Origin of the sequence: Allobosea sp. 2RAB26, assembly GCF_052115465.1 — a bacterium.
Taxonomy (GTDB): domain Bacteria; phylum Pseudomonadota; class Alphaproteobacteria; order Rhizobiales; family Beijerinckiaceae; genus Allobosea.
Map to the genome: position 1 here is coordinate 244,289 of NZ_JBFRGS010000003.1, position 13,886 is coordinate 258,174.

Sequence of the window (13,886 nt, forward strand, 5' to 3'; positions counted from 1 at the left end):
AGGGGGGCGCCGCCAAGCCTGGGCGCCGGGGCGGTTCAAGCCGGGCACGATCGCCCTCGTCGCGGCTCTGATGATTGCCGCAGCCGCCTTGATCCTGTTTGTCATGGGCCGCGAGCCGATCTGCAAATGCGGCTTTGTCAAGCCGTGGCACGGCGACGTCAATTCGTCGGAGAACTCCCAGCATATTGCCGACTGGTACACCTTCTCCCACATCATCCATGGCTTCCTCTTCTATGGCCTGTTCTGGTCGGTGCGCCGGCTGACCGGCCTGCCGATCTCGTTCGGGCAGGCGCTTCTTCTGGCGATCCTGATCGAGAACGCCTGGGAAATTGCCGAGAACAGCCCGGCGATCATCGATCGCTACCGGGAAATGACGATCTCGCTCGGCTATACCGGCGACAGCATCATCAATTCGGTCTCCGATATCGCGGCGATGATCGTCGGCTTCCTTCTCGCCCGTGTCCTGCCCGTCTGGCTCACCATTTCGCTTGCGCTCGGCATGGAGCTGGTGGTCGGCTACCTCATCCGTGACAACCTGACCCTGAATATCATCATGCTGATCTACCCCGCCGACTGGATCAAAATCTGGCAGGGAGGGGCCTGAGCGATGCAGACCAACTTCACGCCCGAACATCTGGCCTCCGATCCGCGCCTGCCGGCGTCGGAGAAGATCCTGCGCACCTGCGTGCATTGCGGGTTCTGCACGGCAACCTGCCCGACCTATCTGCTGCTGGGCGACGAACTCGATTCCCCGCGCGGGCGGATCTACCTGATCAAGGACATGCTGGAGAACGGCAAGCCGGCGACCGAGCAGGTGGTGAAGCATGTCGACCGCTGCCTCTCCTGCCTCTCCTGCATGACGACGTGCCCTTCCGGCGTGCATTACATGCACCTTGTCGATCATGCCCGGGCCCATATCGAGGAGACCTATCAGCGTTCCTGGCATGACGAGGCGTTGCGCCGGGTGCTCGCTGCGATCCTGCCCTATCCCGGTCGGTTCCGCGCCGCGATGCTGGCGGCGATGCTGGGCAAGCCGTTCGGGAGCCTTCTCGGCCTGCTGCCGCAGGTCGGCGGGCGGCTGAAGGCGATGCTGGCGCTGGCGCCTGCACGCCTGCCGGCGCGCTCGACCATGGAGGGGCCGCAGGTTTTCCCCGTCACGGCCGTGCGCCGCAAGCGCGTGGCGCTGCTTTCAGGCTGCGCCCAGCCGGTGCTCGACCCCGCCATCAACGAAGCGACGATCCGCCTTTTGACGCGCCATGGCGTCGAGGTCGTGCTGCCGAAGGGCGAGGGCTGCTGCGGCGCGCTCGTCCATCACATGGGGCGCGAACAGGACAGTCACGTCTTTGCCCGGCGCAACATCGACGCCTGGATGGCCGAGGTCGACGGCGAGGGGCTGGATGCCATCTTGATCACCGCCTCAGGCTGCGGCACCACGATCAAGGATTACGGCTTCATGTTCCGCAACGAGCCGGCCTATGCGGAGAAGGCGGCGACGATTTCGAGCCTCGCGAAGGATGTCACCGAGTTCCTCGAGACGCTCGAGCTGCGCCATGTCCGTGAGGTCGCGCTGCCGGTGACCTATCACTCGGCCTGCTCGATGCAGCACGGGCAGCAGCTCAAGGACGGGCCGAAGCGCCTTCTGAGCGGAGCCGGCTTCAAGGTGAAGGAGGTGCCGGAGGGCCATATCTGCTGCGGCTCGGCCGGTGTCTACAATATCCTCCAGCCCGAGATCGCGGGGCAGCTGCGCGAACGCAAGATCGGCCATATCGAGAAGACGAAGCCGCAGATCGTCGCCACCGGCAATATCGGCTGCATGACCCAGCTGGCGAAGGGTTTTGCCGACCGGGGCGCGACGACCCCGGTCGTCCATACCGCCGAGCTGCTCGACTGGGCCACCGGCGGGCCGCTGCCGGAGAAGCTGGCAAGGGCGGGGATCAAGGATGCTCCCCTCGGCGATCCGCGTCAGCAGAAGGACATGCTGTTCGCGGCCGAATAGGCGCTTCCCGCTCGGGGAGGGGCAAGCGTGCTTGCCCCCGTTGCCCGGTCAAGTTACCGAACGCGGGACCTTACCCTGCGGGCTGTTCCGCATCTCGTTCAAGAAGTGAAGCCTGAACCATGTCGAAACCCGACAAGCTGAAAGCCCGCCAGCCGCGTGGTTTCATCGACCGCGGTCCTGCCGATGTGGCGGCGACCGAGCGCATGTTGTCCGTCATTCGCGAGAGCTTTTCGCTTTATGGCTTCGACCCGGTCGAGACGCCCTTCGTCGAATACACCGATGCGCTCGGGAAATTCCTGCCGGACCAGGACCGGCCGAACGAGGGTGTCTTCTCCTTCCAGGACGATGACGAGCAGTGGCTCTCGCTGCGCTATGACCTGACGGCGCCGCTCGCGCGCTATGTCGCCGAGAATTTCGATGCGCTGCCAAAGCCCTATCGCAGCTATCGCGCCGGCTACGTCTTCCGCAACGAAAAGCCGGGGCCCGGGCGCTTCCGTCAGTTCATGCAGTTCGATGCCGATATCGTCGGTTCGGGCTCGGTCGCGGCCGATGCAGAGATCTGCATGCTCGCTGCCGACACGATGGAGCGCCTCGGCATCAAGCGCGGCGACTATGTCGTCAAGGTCAACAACCGAAAGGTGCTCGATGGCGTGATGGAGGCGATCGGGCTTGGCGGCGAGCAGAATGCCGGGCGCCGGCTGACCGTGCTGCGCGCGATCGACAAGCTCGACAAGTTCGGCCCCGACGGCGTGCGGCTGCTGCTGGGTGACGGGCGCAAGGACGAGAGCGGAGATTTTACGAAGGGTGCGGGGCTGGGCGCCGAACAGGCCACGCGCGTCCTGTCCATTCTTGATGCCAGGGCTGCGGACAATGCCGCGACCGCGCAGCGTCTCGCAGATGGCTTCGCGTCGACGCCCGTTGGCCATGAAGGGGCCGAGGAACTGCGCATGATGGCGGATCTGATCGCAGCGGCTGGCTATGCCGACCGCGTCGTCATCGATCCTTCCGTGGTGCGCGGCCTCGAATATTACACCGGCCCGGTCTACGAGGTGGAGCTGACCTTCCCGGTCACCAATGACGACGGCCAGGTCGTGCGCTTTGGCTCGGTCGCCGGCGGCGGACGTTATGACGGGCTGGTCGGCCGCTTCCGGCCGGAACCGGTGCCGGCGACGGGTTTCTCGATCGGCGTCTCGCGGCTCTATTCGGCACTGAAGGCGGTGAAGTCGCCATTGGTCGACACGAAGAACGAACTGCCGCTCGTCGTCGTCACCGCCATGGACAACAAGACGCCCGAGCATATGCCGGCCTATCAGGCATTCGTGTCTCAGCTCCGCCAGGCCCGGGACGGGGACGGCAAGCCCTTGCTGCGTGCCGATCTCTATCTCGGCGGCTCCGGCTTCAACGCCCAGATGAAATATGCCGATAAGCGCGGCGCGGTCTGTGCGGTGATCCAGGGCTCCTCCGAGCGCGAGGCCGGCACGATCGTGATCAAGGACCTGATCCTCGGCGCGGAACTCGCCGCCGCCAGCCGCGACGTCAAGGATTCGGCCGAGCACAAAGCGAGGCAGGCCGAGGCCCAGTTCGCCGTGCCGGTGACCGAGCTGGTCGAGGGGGTGAAGCGGGTGCTGAAGCGACACGGCTGATTGAAAGTCATGCTCGCCCTTGTGGCGAGCATCCACGTCTTGAGCGTTCATCGTAGGCAAAGACGTGGATGGTCGGGACTAGCCCGACCATGACGGAAACCGTCGGCAACGAGTCGGTCGCCAAATCCCGCTAACCCAATTCCCTAAAAACCATCGAAAATCCATGACGCGGCTGCTAGGACAGCCGCGCAACAGGAAGCTGCCCTTGTCCGCCACACGCGCCAGCATCGACACCGTGATCGCGCTCCTCGCCGCTGAGGGCTATCAGCGCGCCGAGCCGGCGATTCTGCAGCCGGCCGATGTCTTTCTCGATCTCTCAGGCGAAGATATCCGCCGGCGCATCTTCATGACGCAGGACGCCGATGGCCGCGATTGGTGCCTTCGCCCGGAATATACGATTCCGGTGGCGCTGGATCACATCGCGGCGGGCGTGAGTGCGCCGATGGCCTATGCCTATGCCGGCCCGGTCTTCCGCATGCGCTCGCGTGAGCCGGGTGAATTCGCACAGGCCGGGCTCGAGTCCTTTGGCCGCGAGGATTTTGCCGCAGCCGATGCCGAGATCATGGCACTGACGATCGAGGCGGCGGCGGCGCTTGGCTTGACGCAGCCGCGTGTTCTGATGGGCGACGTCGCACTGCTCGGCGCATTGCTCGATGGTCTGGCCGTGCCGCAGGGGGCGCGCCGCCGGCTGATGCGCGCGGTCGTGCAGGGCAAGGCGGCCGAGGCGGTCGAGGCGCTCGATCCACCGGCAGCCACTGGCGAAACGGCTCATGCGGGACTGCTCAAGGCGCTGGAGGGGCAGGATCCCAAGGCGGCCAAGGCCTTTGTCGAGGATGTATTGTCGATCGCGGGGATCTCGACGGTCGGAGGCCGCTCCGCCGGCGATATCGCCGAACGCTTCCTGGCCCGTGCCGCTGAGCGCGAGAACCCGGTCAATGAGGATGTGAAGGCCGTGCTCGGCCAGGCACTTGCCGTCACGGGTGATCCCGATGCGGCGTCGGCCGCATTGCGGGCCCTTTCCGACCAGGCTTCGCTCGACCTGGGGCAGCAACTCGACGCCTTCGACGAGCGCACCGGCTTCCTTGCGGCGCGCGGTGTCGATGTCGGCCAGATCTCCTTCTCGACCGGCTTCGCCCGCAATCTCGATTATTACACCGGCTTCATCTTCGAGCTGCATGACCTGGGCCGCAGCGACGGCCGGCCCGTTGCCGGAGGTGGCCGCTACGACAACGTGCTCGGTCGCCTCGGTGCGCCTCAGCCGGCCCCGGCAGTCGGCGCCTCGCTTTGGCTCGACCGGCTGACGGGACAAACATCATGAGCGACGCTCCGCTGGTTCTCGCGGTCCCCTCCAAGGGGCGGCTCCAGGAAAACGCCACTGCCTTTTTCGGCCGTGCCGGACTGAAATTCGTGCAGTCGCGTGGCTCGCGCGACTATCGCGGCACGATCGCGGGATTGGATGGCGCGGAAGTCGCGTTCCTCTCGGCTTCGGAGATCGTCTCGCAACTGGCCTCCGGCGCGGCCCATCTCGGGATCACGGGCGAGGACCTCGTGCGCGAGCAGGTGGCCGATGCCGATGCCGCCGTCGAGATGCTGACGCCGCTCGGCTTCGGCCACGCCAATGTCGTGGTCGCCGTGCCGCAGGCCTGGATCGATGTCCGCTGCATGGCCGATCTCGACGATGTCGCGAGCCATATGCGCGCACGCCATGGCCGCAAACTGCGCGTCGCCACCAAATATGTGAACCTGACACGCCGCTTCTTCGCCGAGCACGGGCTTGGCGACTACCGCATCGTCGAAAGCCTGGGCGCGACGGAGGGGGCCCCGGCCGCCGGCTCCGCCGAAATCATCGTCGACATCACGACCACTGGCGCGACGCTGGCCGCCAACGCCCTGAAGATTCTGGACGATGGTGTCATGCTGGCCTCCGAGGCCAATCTCGTCGCCTCGGTGCGGGCGCCGTGGAGCCCGCGCGCACGCGCCGCCGCCAATGCCATTCTCTCGCGCATCGCGGCCGAGGAGGAGGGGCGTTCCGTCCGGGAGATCCGCGCGCGGCTCACCGATGCGAAGCCTGCGGCCATCGAGGAGATGGTGGAGCGACATGGCGCTCGGCTGCCCTTCGGTGCGCACGCCGAGAGCGGTATCCTGGCCATCCATTGCCCGGAGAAGGCGGTCTTCGCACTGGTCGACGATCTGGCCGGCTCCGGCGCTGACGAGATCACCGTCAACGCCCCAGCCTATGTCTTCCGCAAGGCCAATCCCCTGCTGGAGCGCCTGCTGGCGCGAATCTGAGCGACATCTGGCGCCGCCTTGGGCTGAAGCCGGCCCCATTTCCGACGCGATGCCGCGTGACGTTGCTGGCGCTGCCACTCGGCAAAGCAACGTTGTCGCAATGATCGCAGTTGATCCCAACGCGATACGGTTCTAGGCGTTTCCATGAGAGCGGGGCGTGGGCTATCGTCCCGGCCCCGCATAGGTAGAGAAATGATGAATCGACGCCTTGGCTACGCCGCTGTCTTCGCCCTGAGCCTCGCACCCCTGCTGATCGCGTCGCCGGCTTCCGCCCAGCGAAAGGCGATGTCGCCGCGTGATATGCAGAACCAGCCGGAGCAGGCGCCTGCGGCGCCGAAACAGGAAAAAACCTTCCCCCTGGGCGCCTCCTGGACAGCGATTTCGATGAACGGCAAGTCGATCGCCGATCGCAAGGCCACACTGCAGATCGACTCGAACCTGCGTGGCACCGGTTACAGCGGCTGCAACACGTTTTCCGCTGCGGCATACCCGCTGCGCCAGCAGGGGATCGCGGTCGGCCCCATGGCCATCACCAAGCGCTCCTGCGACAAGGGCGCTGCCGAATTCGAGCGGGCCTATCTGGTCGCCTTGCGCGGAGCTCGCAACTGGGACCTCGTCGAGGGCAGGCTGGTGATCAAGACCGCCTCGGGCGAGCTGCGCTTCGACCGCGGCATCTGACGACGGTCAGCCGCCGGCTTCAGTTCTCCTGACGATCCGCCTTTCCCGACACGAAGCGTGATGCGGGAAAGGCAGACGAGCGCCCGGCTACGGGCGCTCATTGACTCACGACTGAACGACTGGCTCACGAACCATCGCGCGGGGACTGTGCGTTCCATCCGCGTTCGGCTGCATGACGACGATTTCGTCGTGCATCTCCCGCAATGTCGAGCGATGCCCAATCGAGACAATCTTCGTCTGCGGCAGTGTCCGGTCGATGAGGTCGTAGATCTCGCCTTCCAGCTTCTCGTCGAGCGAGGCGGTGGCCTCGTCAAGGAAGAGCCAGTCGGGCTTGGCCAGCAAGGCGCGCGCGACGGCGAGGCGCTGCTGCTCACCGCCTGACAAGCGCTGTGCCCAGAGGTCGACATCGTCGAGCCGGTCGATCAGGTGGGCGAGCTTGACCTGGGTCATCGCCGTCGCGATGTCGGCATCGGTATAGGTGTCGTCGAGCGCCGGGTAGGACATGGCCGCGCGCAAGGTCCCCTGCGGCAGGTAGGGGCGCTGCGGCAGCAGCATGATCCGCGCGCTGGCGGGAACCCCGACCTTGCCTTCACCGAAGGGCCAGATGCCGGCTATGGCGCGGAACAGCGTCGATTTTCCCGATCCTGACGGTCCGATCACCAGTGTCGAGCGTGCAGTGCCGAGATCGAGCCCGTCGATCCGCACGATCGGCGTGCCGTTCGGCAGCGTCAGTGTCGCGCCGTCGATATGGACCTCGTTCCCGGGGAGTTCGGTCTGGTGGATGCCCTTCTCGCCGGCCGTGGCGGCCTGCGCCTGCCCGATCGCCGCCTCGAAAGTGGTCAGGCGGTTGATCGAGGCCAGATAGGAGGCGATGGCCTGATAGCTGTTGATGAAGAACGACATCGCCGTCTGGACTCGATCGAAGGCCGAGGCAACCTGCGTCATGATGCCGAGCGTGATGATGCCCGTGAAGTAATGCGGTGCGAGCAGCACATAGGGCACGACCACATTCGCCTGATTATAGGACAGGGTGAAGCTGGTCAGCTTCACCCGGCTCCAGACCAGTCGATAGAAGTTCGAGACGATGTCGCCGAAGCGCTGGCTCAGATGCCGCTGTTCGGAGGCTTCGCCGCGCATCAGCGCGATCTGCTCGGAATATTCACGCAGACGCGCCAGCGAGAAGCGGAAGTTCGCCTCCCGGCGTTCCTGCTCGAATTCGAGTCCGATCAGGGGCTTGCCGATGAGATGCGTGATCCAGGTCGCCGCGATCGCGTAGATCAGCGCCATCCACAGCAGGAAGCCCGGGATGATGATCTCGGTGCCCGGAATGGTGATCGGAACGGGAATCGACCAGAGGATGATCGAGAACGAGACGAGTGTCGAAATCTGCGACAGCAGCGGCAGGGCGAAGTTGTAGGTCTGATTGACGAAGGCGCGGGTATCTTCCGCGATACGCTGGTCAGGGTTGTCGGCAGTGCCCGCCAGCGAGATCCGGTAATGAGTGGCGTTGCCGAGCCAGCTCTTGCTGTATTTTTCCGCCATCCAGCGCCGCCAGCGGATCAGCAGCGTGTAGTTGGCGAACATCTCGATCAGGTTCGAGACCACCGAGATGGCGGCCCAGACGCTGAAGACATAGATCAGCTGATACCAGAATGACGGCGCATCCTTCTCCTGGATCGCGTTGTAGAAATCGCGATTGAAGAAGCTCAGACGCAGCGAGATGCCGACCTGCGCTTGATTCAGGATTACCAGAAAGATCAGCAGGATGACGCCGAGGCGCCCGAGCTGGATCTGATAGGTGCCGAACGGCCAAAGGTACGCCGTCGTCGTCTCGGTCGAGGAAAAATAGGGCGATGCCAGGCGCGAGATGCGCTGGATCATCGGAATGAAGGAGATCGCATAGATCAGGATGCCGAAGACGGCGACTGTCGTGGCGAGGCTGGCAGGGGGAGCGATCGCGGCCCAATCGGCAGGCCAGTAGCCAAGCTGCGCGAGCACCGAGCCGGCCCCGAAGACGACGTACTCAACACCGAAAATCCCGGAAAAGATCTTCAGGAAGAAGCTGGTCTCGGTCGAGCGATAGGTGGCGAGTGCGAGCAGCACACCCACGGCGCCCATACCGAGCATGCCGCCGCTGCCGCTCAGCTGCCCCGCCACGAGCGCGATGGCGGCGAGAGCAGCGACAAAGAAACTCAAAAGACGCATCAGGTCTTCCTTACCGGGGAACTCGCGCCAGCGTCGGCGCATGCGGATAATATCTTCTAGCCGACCGGATCAGACAAAAAAGCCCGGCTCAAGGCCGGGCGTGTCGATTTCAGCGATTTGTGATGCGACGTCAGCCGCGATCGAGCGACAGCCGGCCGGGCCCCGCGGCGAACAGCACAAGGAAGCCGCCGACGACGGAGAGGTTCTTCATGAAGAGGAGCTGCTGCATCGGCTGGGCCCAGTTCAGGTGGAACAGCAGCGCCGCAGCCAGAGTGAAACCGGCAAGGGCAAGCGCTGCAAGACGCGTCTTCCAGCCGAGAACGACCATCAGGCCGCCCAGAAGCTCGACCGCGATCACGAGAGGCAGCAGAATGGCGGGCACGCCAGCCGAGGCCATGTACTGCTGTGTACCGGCATAGCCGCTGATCTTGGAGTAGCCAGCGAGCACGAACATCAGGGCAAGCAGGATGCGGCCGACGAGCTTGGCGCCGTCGGCAAGGGCGGGCGAGTTCAGCATGGAGCAGACCTTCGCAAGAGAGTGCCACAGAGCGCGGCGGAATGCCGCAGCTTGCGGGAATAGGGCTTACAACCAAAGTCGATGCAAGAGCCGGTGCGGCCCGCGGAACCAATTCCCGGCTTCCATCGGCGACTTCATTGTTGAAAACGCCTGTCGTGCCGCCTTGCGGCGGCAGATCGCCGCTCAGCCTGCGGGCTTCTGCTTGCGCCGGGCTTCAAGCTCCTCCGTCACCGCGATGACATCGAGATAGTCCTCGTGCTTCGCCGGGGCGTAAGCGGAAACCTGACCGTCGGTGTAGACCTTCCAGACCTCGGGTGCCTCCGCCTTCATCGCCATCATCGCAGCGACGAAGGCATCCTTCAGTCCCTGGGGCAGGTTGGCCCGTGTCGAGAACGGGCTGGAGGGGATCAGGGGCGAGGTCCAGATCACGCGTGTCGCGCCTGCCGGAATCATGTTGCGCGCGGTGAGGCGCTGGACGACGCCGGAGGTCTCGTTGACCTGATAGGTCGCCACCCCGTCGAACTGGCCGCGCACCAGCGCCAGGACGGAGTTGTCGTGGCCGCCGGAGAAGACGGTGCCGCCGAAATGGTTCTGCGGATCAAAGCCCTGTTTGCGCAGGAAATAGGACGGGAAGGCGAAGCCCGACGTCGAGTTCGGATCGGCGAAGGCGAAGTTCTTGCCCTTCAGATCCGCAACCGACTTGTAGGGGCTGTCGGCACGAACGACGATGACCGAGTAATAGCCTTCCTGGCCGTTGTTATCGATGTCGCGGAACAGAGGCTGCAGCTTGTCGCCGAGGACACGCCGGCCGAGCGAGTAGACCGCGGGCCCGAAGCGGGCGAACTCGAGCTGGTCGGCCCGCAGTGCCTCGACGAGGCCGGCATAGTCGCTGACCCGATAGAGTTTCACGGGAACGCCGAGCTTGCCTGTGAGATAGTCGATCACCGGCTGGTTGCGGGCGATCGCGCCCGCCTCATGTTCTGCCGACGAGACGCCGAAGCGGATTTCCTTGATGCTCTGGCGCCAGTCGCTCTGGGCCAGCGCGGGAAGGCAGGTGAGGGCGCCAAGGCCGGCAATCATGGTGCGACGTGTGAGCATATCTGGCCCCTGAAACAGTGAGCGTCATTTGCTCAGCGGGACGCGACGGCGCGATTACGGCGGGATGGCGGTTGCGTGACGCGTCGGGCCGCTGTCGCGCACCGAGGCAGAGCCAGGGGCTGGCAGATATGAAAAAGGCCCGGCTTGCGCCGGGCCTCCGTCGTATTCGCGAGAAGCGATGGACTTCGATCAGAAGTCCATGCCGCCCATGCCGCCGCCGCCCGGCATAGCCGGCATGGCGTCCTTCTTCGGCAGCTCGGCGATCATCGCCTCGGTGGTGATCAGCAGGCCGGCGACCGAAGCCGCGTCCTGGATCGCCGTGCGCACGACCTTGGTCGGGTCGATGATGCCGGCCTTGACCAGATCGCCGTACTCGCCGGTCTGGGCATTGTAGCCGTAGGCGTAGTCCTTCGACTCGAGCAGCTTGCCGACCACGACAGCGCCGTCATCGCCAGCGTTGTCGACGATCTGCTTGGCCGGGGCCATGATCGCCTTGCGGACGATCTCGACGCCGGTCTTCTGGTCGTCGTTCTGGGTCTTGATCGACTTGACGGTCTGGAGCGCGCGCAGGAGCGCCACGCCACCACCCGGCAGGATGCCTTCTTCGACCGCAGCGCGGGTCGCGTTCAGGGCATCGTCGACGCGGTCCTTCTTCTCCTTGACTTCGACTTCGGTCGCGCCGCCGACGCGGATCACCGCGACGCCGCCAGCGAGCTTGGCCAGACGCTCCTGGAGCTTCTCGCGATCGTAGTCAGACGAGGTCTCCTCGATCTGCGCCTTGATCTGCGCAACGCGGCCCTCGATGTCCTTCTTCTTGCCGGCGCCGTCGATGATCGTGGTGTTCTCCTTCTCGATACGCACCTTCTTGGCGCGGCCGAGCATGTTGAGCGTCACGGTCTCGAGCTTGATGCCGAGGTCTTCCGAGATCAGCTGACCGGCGGTCAGGATCGAGATGTCCTCGAGCATGGCCTTGCGGCGATCGCCGAAGCCCGGAGCCTTGACGGCCGCGACCTTCAGGCCGCCACGGAGCTTGTTGACGACGAGGGTGGCGAGAGCCTCACCTTCCACGTCCTCGGCGATGATCAGCAGCGGCTTGCCGGTCTGAACGACGGCCTCGAGGATCGGCAGCATCGCCTGGAGCGACGACAGCTTCTTCTCGAAAACGAGGATGTAGGGGTCCTCGAGCTCGGCAACCATCTTCTCGGCATTGGTGATGAAGTAGGGCGAGAGATAGCCACGGTCGAACTGCATGCCTTCGACGACATCAAGCTCGGTCTCGGCGGTCTTGGCCTCCTCGACGGTGATGACACCCTCGTTGCCGACCTTCTGCATCGCGGTGGCGATCATCTTGCCGACCGATTCGTCGCCGTTGGCCGAGATGGTGCCGACCTGCGCGACTTCCGCGTTCGAGGTGACCTTCTTCGAGTTCTTCTTCAGGTCCGTGACGATGGCTTCGACCGCGAGGTCGATGCCGCGCTTCAGGTCCATCGGGTTCATGCCGGCGGCAACCGACTTCAGGCCTTCGCGCATGATCGCGGCGGCGAGCACGGTGGCCGTCGTGGTGCCGTCACCGGCGGCATCATTCTGCTTCGAGGCCACTTCGCGCACCAGCTGGGCGCCCATGTTCTCGAACTTGTCGGCGAGCTCGATCTCCTTGGCGACGGTGACGCCGTCCTTGGTGATGCGGGGAGCGCCGAACGACTTGTCGATCACGACGTTGCGGCCCTTGGGACCGAGCGTGACCTTGACGGCGTTGTTGAGGATTTCGACGCCGCGCAGCATCCGGTCGCGCGCGTCGGTGGAGAACTTGACGTCTTTAGCAGCCATGCGAGCTACTCCTTAATGAAAACGGGGAATGGAGGTCGCGTGGCGTTCAGCCGACGACGCCCATGATGTCGGATTCCTTCATGATCAGGAGATCCTGGCCATCGATCTTGACCTCGGTGCCCGACCACTTGCCGAAGAGGACGCGATCGCCCTTCTTGACGTCCAGGGCAACGAGCTTGCCGGCTTCGTCGCGGGCGCCAGGGCCGACGGCGACGACTTCACCCTCTTGGGGCTTTTCCTTGGCGGTTTCGGGGATGATGATGCCACCCTTGGTCTTCTCTTCGCCATCAAGGCGACGGACCACGACGCGGTCATGCAGCGGACGGAACTTCATGGTTCTGTCTTCCTCTAAGAAGGTAGAAACGGAACGCGCGGCCTGCGTGGAAACGCTGCCGGCATCTGTTAGCAGTCTCGAGGATCGAGTGCTAACGGATGCCGCGGAGATAGGCTCGCCCCCCGGATGAGTCAAGGAAGCTTCTCGGCGGAAAGTGAATCGAAATTGCGGCGCGGCAAGCGGGGCGTCGCAAGACAGGGCATGGCAAGAGGGATGCTGCGCAATCCCATGCGACGCGCTATCCTGTTGGAATGACCGAGCCCGTGCCCGATCCCCGGCTTGACGACATCGCCCGTTCCTGCGTCGCCTTGCATGTTCGAATGACTGCACGCGCCGTCACGCGCGCCTATGACGAGGCGATGCGGCCGAGCGGGCTGAAGATCACCCAGTTCGTCCTGCTCTCGGCGCTCAGCACCGGCGCCTTCCGATCCGTGACCGAGCTGGCCGAGCGTTTTGCGCTGGAACGCACCTCGCTCACCCGCAACCTGCAATTGCTCGCCGCGGAGGCGCTGATCGAACCGCTGGAGTGCAAGGGGAGGGCCCTGGTCTATGCCGTGACCGACAAGGGCCGCGCGGCGATCGAGGCCGCGATCCCTTACTGGCAGGCGGCGCAGGAGCGCATCGAGGGCGGGCTCGGCCGGGAACGATGGAACGAGACCCGCGATGGCCTGCGGGCCTTGCGGCGGGTTGCCCGCGGCGCGACCTGAACGCTGTCTCGGGTGGAAGCAGGCCTTGACCGTGCGCGGCTTCTCAGTAACGTGTATCTGCACGTTAATCGAGGGCTGTCCATGTCGCGAAAGATCGGCGTCGTCTCACGCGAAGTCTTGCTGGCCGAAGACGGTGTGTCCTTCCTGCGTGGCATGATGGAGGGGCGACATCCCGGCGCGCCCTTCGCCGATGCCATGGATTTCGATCTCGCGGAGGTCGAGGAGGGGCGGGTGGTGTTCGTCGGCAAGCCGTCGGCGCGCTACTTCAATCCGCTTGGCACGATCCATGGCGGCTGGACCGCGACGATCCTCGATTCAGCCATGGCCTGTGCGGCGCACGCGACGCTGAAGGCCGGGGAGGGCTACACGACGCTCGAGATGAAGATCAACTATGTCCGCCCGGTGATGCCGGGTGGCGGGATCGTACGGTGCGAAGGCAAGCTGATCCATCGCGGCGGCACGATCGCGACGACCGAAGGCAGGCTCACCGACGAGCGCGGCAAGCTGCTCGCGCATGGCACCGAAACCTGCATGATCTTTCCGGTCGGCGTTGCGGCAGGCCGCTGAAGTGGCGTCGTCCAGCGGTTCGTGA

The 13,886-nt window shown here is 64.8% G+C and carries 13 protein-coding genes; 8 read left to right on the top strand and 5 right to left on the bottom strand.

The window, feature by feature from the left end; translation table 11 throughout:
- The first annotated feature begins 49 nt into the window (after positions 1 to 49).
- The 6 genes from AB4118_RS06880 (at position 50) to AB4118_RS06905 (ending at position 6,606) form a co-directional block, all read left to right on the top strand.
- Positions 50 to 604 carry a DUF2585 domain-containing protein gene (locus AB4118_RS06880; RefSeq protein ID WP_441489231.1) on the top strand — a complete coding sequence of 185 codons (555 nt, stop codon included), beginning with the start codon at positions 50 to 52 and terminating at the stop codon, positions 602 to 604.
- A 3-nt stretch (positions 605 to 607) separates the two neighbouring features.
- On the top strand, positions 608 to 1,996 hold the full coding sequence (gene glcF, locus AB4118_RS06885) for a glycolate oxidase subunit GlcF (RefSeq protein ID WP_441489040.1): 1,389 nt from the start codon (positions 608 to 610) through the stop codon (positions 1,994 to 1,996).
- Positions 1,997 to 2,115: 119 nt separating this feature from the next.
- On the top strand, positions 2,116 to 3,639 hold the full coding sequence (gene hisS / locus AB4118_RS06890) for a histidine--tRNA ligase (protein WP_441489041.1): 1,524 nt from the start codon (positions 2,116 to 2,118) through the stop codon (positions 3,637 to 3,639).
- Between the two features lie 205 nt (positions 3,640 to 3,844).
- Positions 3,845 to 4,957, top strand: coding sequence for an ATP phosphoribosyltransferase regulatory subunit (locus AB4118_RS06895; RefSeq protein WP_441489042.1), 1,113 nt, complete (start codon positions 3,845 to 3,847; stop codon positions 4,955 to 4,957).
- Positions 4,954 to 5,928: an ATP phosphoribosyltransferase gene (gene hisG, locus AB4118_RS06900; RefSeq protein ID WP_441489043.1), complete on the top strand. Its 975-nt coding sequence runs from the start codon at positions 4,954 to 4,956 to the stop codon at positions 5,926 to 5,928. The genes AB4118_RS06895 and hisG overlap by 4 nt, the downstream gene beginning before the upstream one ends.
- A 195-nt stretch (positions 5,929 to 6,123) precedes the next feature.
- Positions 6,124 to 6,606 carry an META domain-containing protein gene (locus AB4118_RS06905; protein WP_441489044.1) on the top strand — a complete coding sequence of 161 codons (483 nt, stop codon included), beginning with the start codon at positions 6,124 to 6,126 and terminating at the stop codon, positions 6,604 to 6,606.
- Positions 6,607 to 6,711: 105 nt separating this feature from the next.
- Here the strand turns inward: AB4118_RS06905 and AB4118_RS06910 are convergent, their stop codons facing one another.
- The 5 genes from AB4118_RS06910 to groES form a co-directional block, all read right to left on the bottom strand.
- On the bottom strand, positions 6,712 to 8,811 hold the full coding sequence (locus AB4118_RS06910) for an ABC transporter ATP-binding protein/permease (RefSeq protein WP_441489045.1): 2,100 nt from the start codon (positions 8,809 to 8,811) through the stop codon (positions 6,712 to 6,714).
- Positions 8,812 to 8,941: 130 nt separating this feature from the next.
- On the bottom strand, positions 8,942 to 9,328 hold the full coding sequence (locus tag AB4118_RS06915) for a DoxX family protein (protein ID WP_441489046.1): 387 nt from the start codon (positions 9,326 to 9,328) through the stop codon (positions 8,942 to 8,944).
- A 183-nt stretch (positions 9,329 to 9,511) separates the two neighbouring features.
- A complete protein-coding gene (gene phnD / locus AB4118_RS06920) occupies positions 9,512 to 10,426 on the bottom strand; it encodes a phosphate/phosphite/phosphonate ABC transporter substrate-binding protein (RefSeq protein ID WP_441489047.1) in 915 nt (304 codons plus the stop codon).
- Positions 10,427 to 10,615: 189 nt separating this feature from the next.
- The gene (groL, locus tag AB4118_RS06925) at positions 10,616 to 12,253 is read right to left on the bottom strand and encodes a chaperonin GroEL (RefSeq protein WP_441489048.1); all 1,638 of its coding nucleotides are present in this window, start codon (positions 12,251 to 12,253) and stop codon (positions 10,616 to 10,618) included.
- Positions 12,254 to 12,299: 46 nt separating this feature from the next.
- Positions 12,300 to 12,587 carry a co-chaperone GroES gene (gene groES, locus AB4118_RS06930; RefSeq protein ID WP_055727595.1) on the bottom strand — a complete coding sequence of 96 codons (288 nt, stop codon included), beginning with the start codon at positions 12,585 to 12,587 and terminating at the stop codon, positions 12,300 to 12,302.
- Positions 12,588 to 12,907: 320 nt separating this feature from the next.
- Between groES and AB4118_RS06935 the strand changes: the two genes are divergently transcribed.
- Together AB4118_RS06935 and AB4118_RS06940 are read left to right on the top strand one after the other, a co-directional pair.
- Complete coding sequence (locus tag AB4118_RS06935; RefSeq protein WP_176733255.1) at positions 12,908 to 13,294, top strand: MarR family winged helix-turn-helix transcriptional regulator; 387 nt, start codon at positions 12,908 to 12,910, stop codon at positions 13,292 to 13,294.
- An 81-nt stretch (positions 13,295 to 13,375) separates the two neighbouring features.
- Positions 13,376 to 13,861 (top strand): PaaI family thioesterase, encoded by a 486-nt coding sequence (locus AB4118_RS06940; protein WP_441489049.1) that lies wholly within the window; start codon positions 13,376 to 13,378, stop codon positions 13,859 to 13,861.
- The last annotated feature ends 25 nt before the right edge of the window (positions 13,862 to 13,886 follow it).

Coding starts and splice junctions, on each gene's coding strand:
- hisG (WP_441489043.1), top strand. CDS start 4,954: ATGAGCGACGCTCCGCTGGTTCTCGCGGTCCCCTCCAAGGGGCGGCTC.
- AB4118_RS06915 (WP_441489046.1), bottom strand. CDS start 9,328: ATGCTGAACTCGCCCGCCCTTGCCGACGGCGCCAAGCTCGTCGGCCGC.
- groES (WP_055727595.1), bottom strand. CDS start 12,587: ATGAAGTTCCGTCCGCTGCATGACCGCGTCGTGGTCCGTCGCCTTGAT.
- AB4118_RS06935 (WP_176733255.1), top strand. CDS start 12,908: ATGACTGCACGCGCCGTCACGCGCGCCTATGACGAGGCGATGCGGCCG.
- glcF (WP_441489040.1), top strand. CDS start 608: ATGCAGACCAACTTCACGCCCGAACATCTGGCCTCCGATCCGCGCCTG.
- AB4118_RS06905 (WP_441489044.1), top strand. CDS start 6,124: ATGAATCGACGCCTTGGCTACGCCGCTGTCTTCGCCCTGAGCCTCGCA.
- groL (WP_441489048.1), bottom strand. CDS start 12,253: ATGGCTGCTAAAGACGTCAAGTTCTCCACCGACGCGCGCGACCGGATG.
- phnD (WP_441489047.1), bottom strand. CDS start 10,426: ATGCTCACACGTCGCACCATGATTGCCGGCCTTGGCGCCCTCACCTGC.
- hisS (WP_441489041.1), top strand. CDS start 2,116: ATGTCGAAACCCGACAAGCTGAAAGCCCGCCAGCCGCGTGGTTTCATC.
- AB4118_RS06910 (WP_441489045.1), bottom strand. CDS start 8,811: ATGCGTCTTTTGAGTTTCTTTGTCGCTGCTCTCGCCGCCATCGCGCTC.
- AB4118_RS06940 (WP_441489049.1), top strand. CDS start 13,376: ATGTCGCGAAAGATCGGCGTCGTCTCACGCGAAGTCTTGCTGGCCGAA.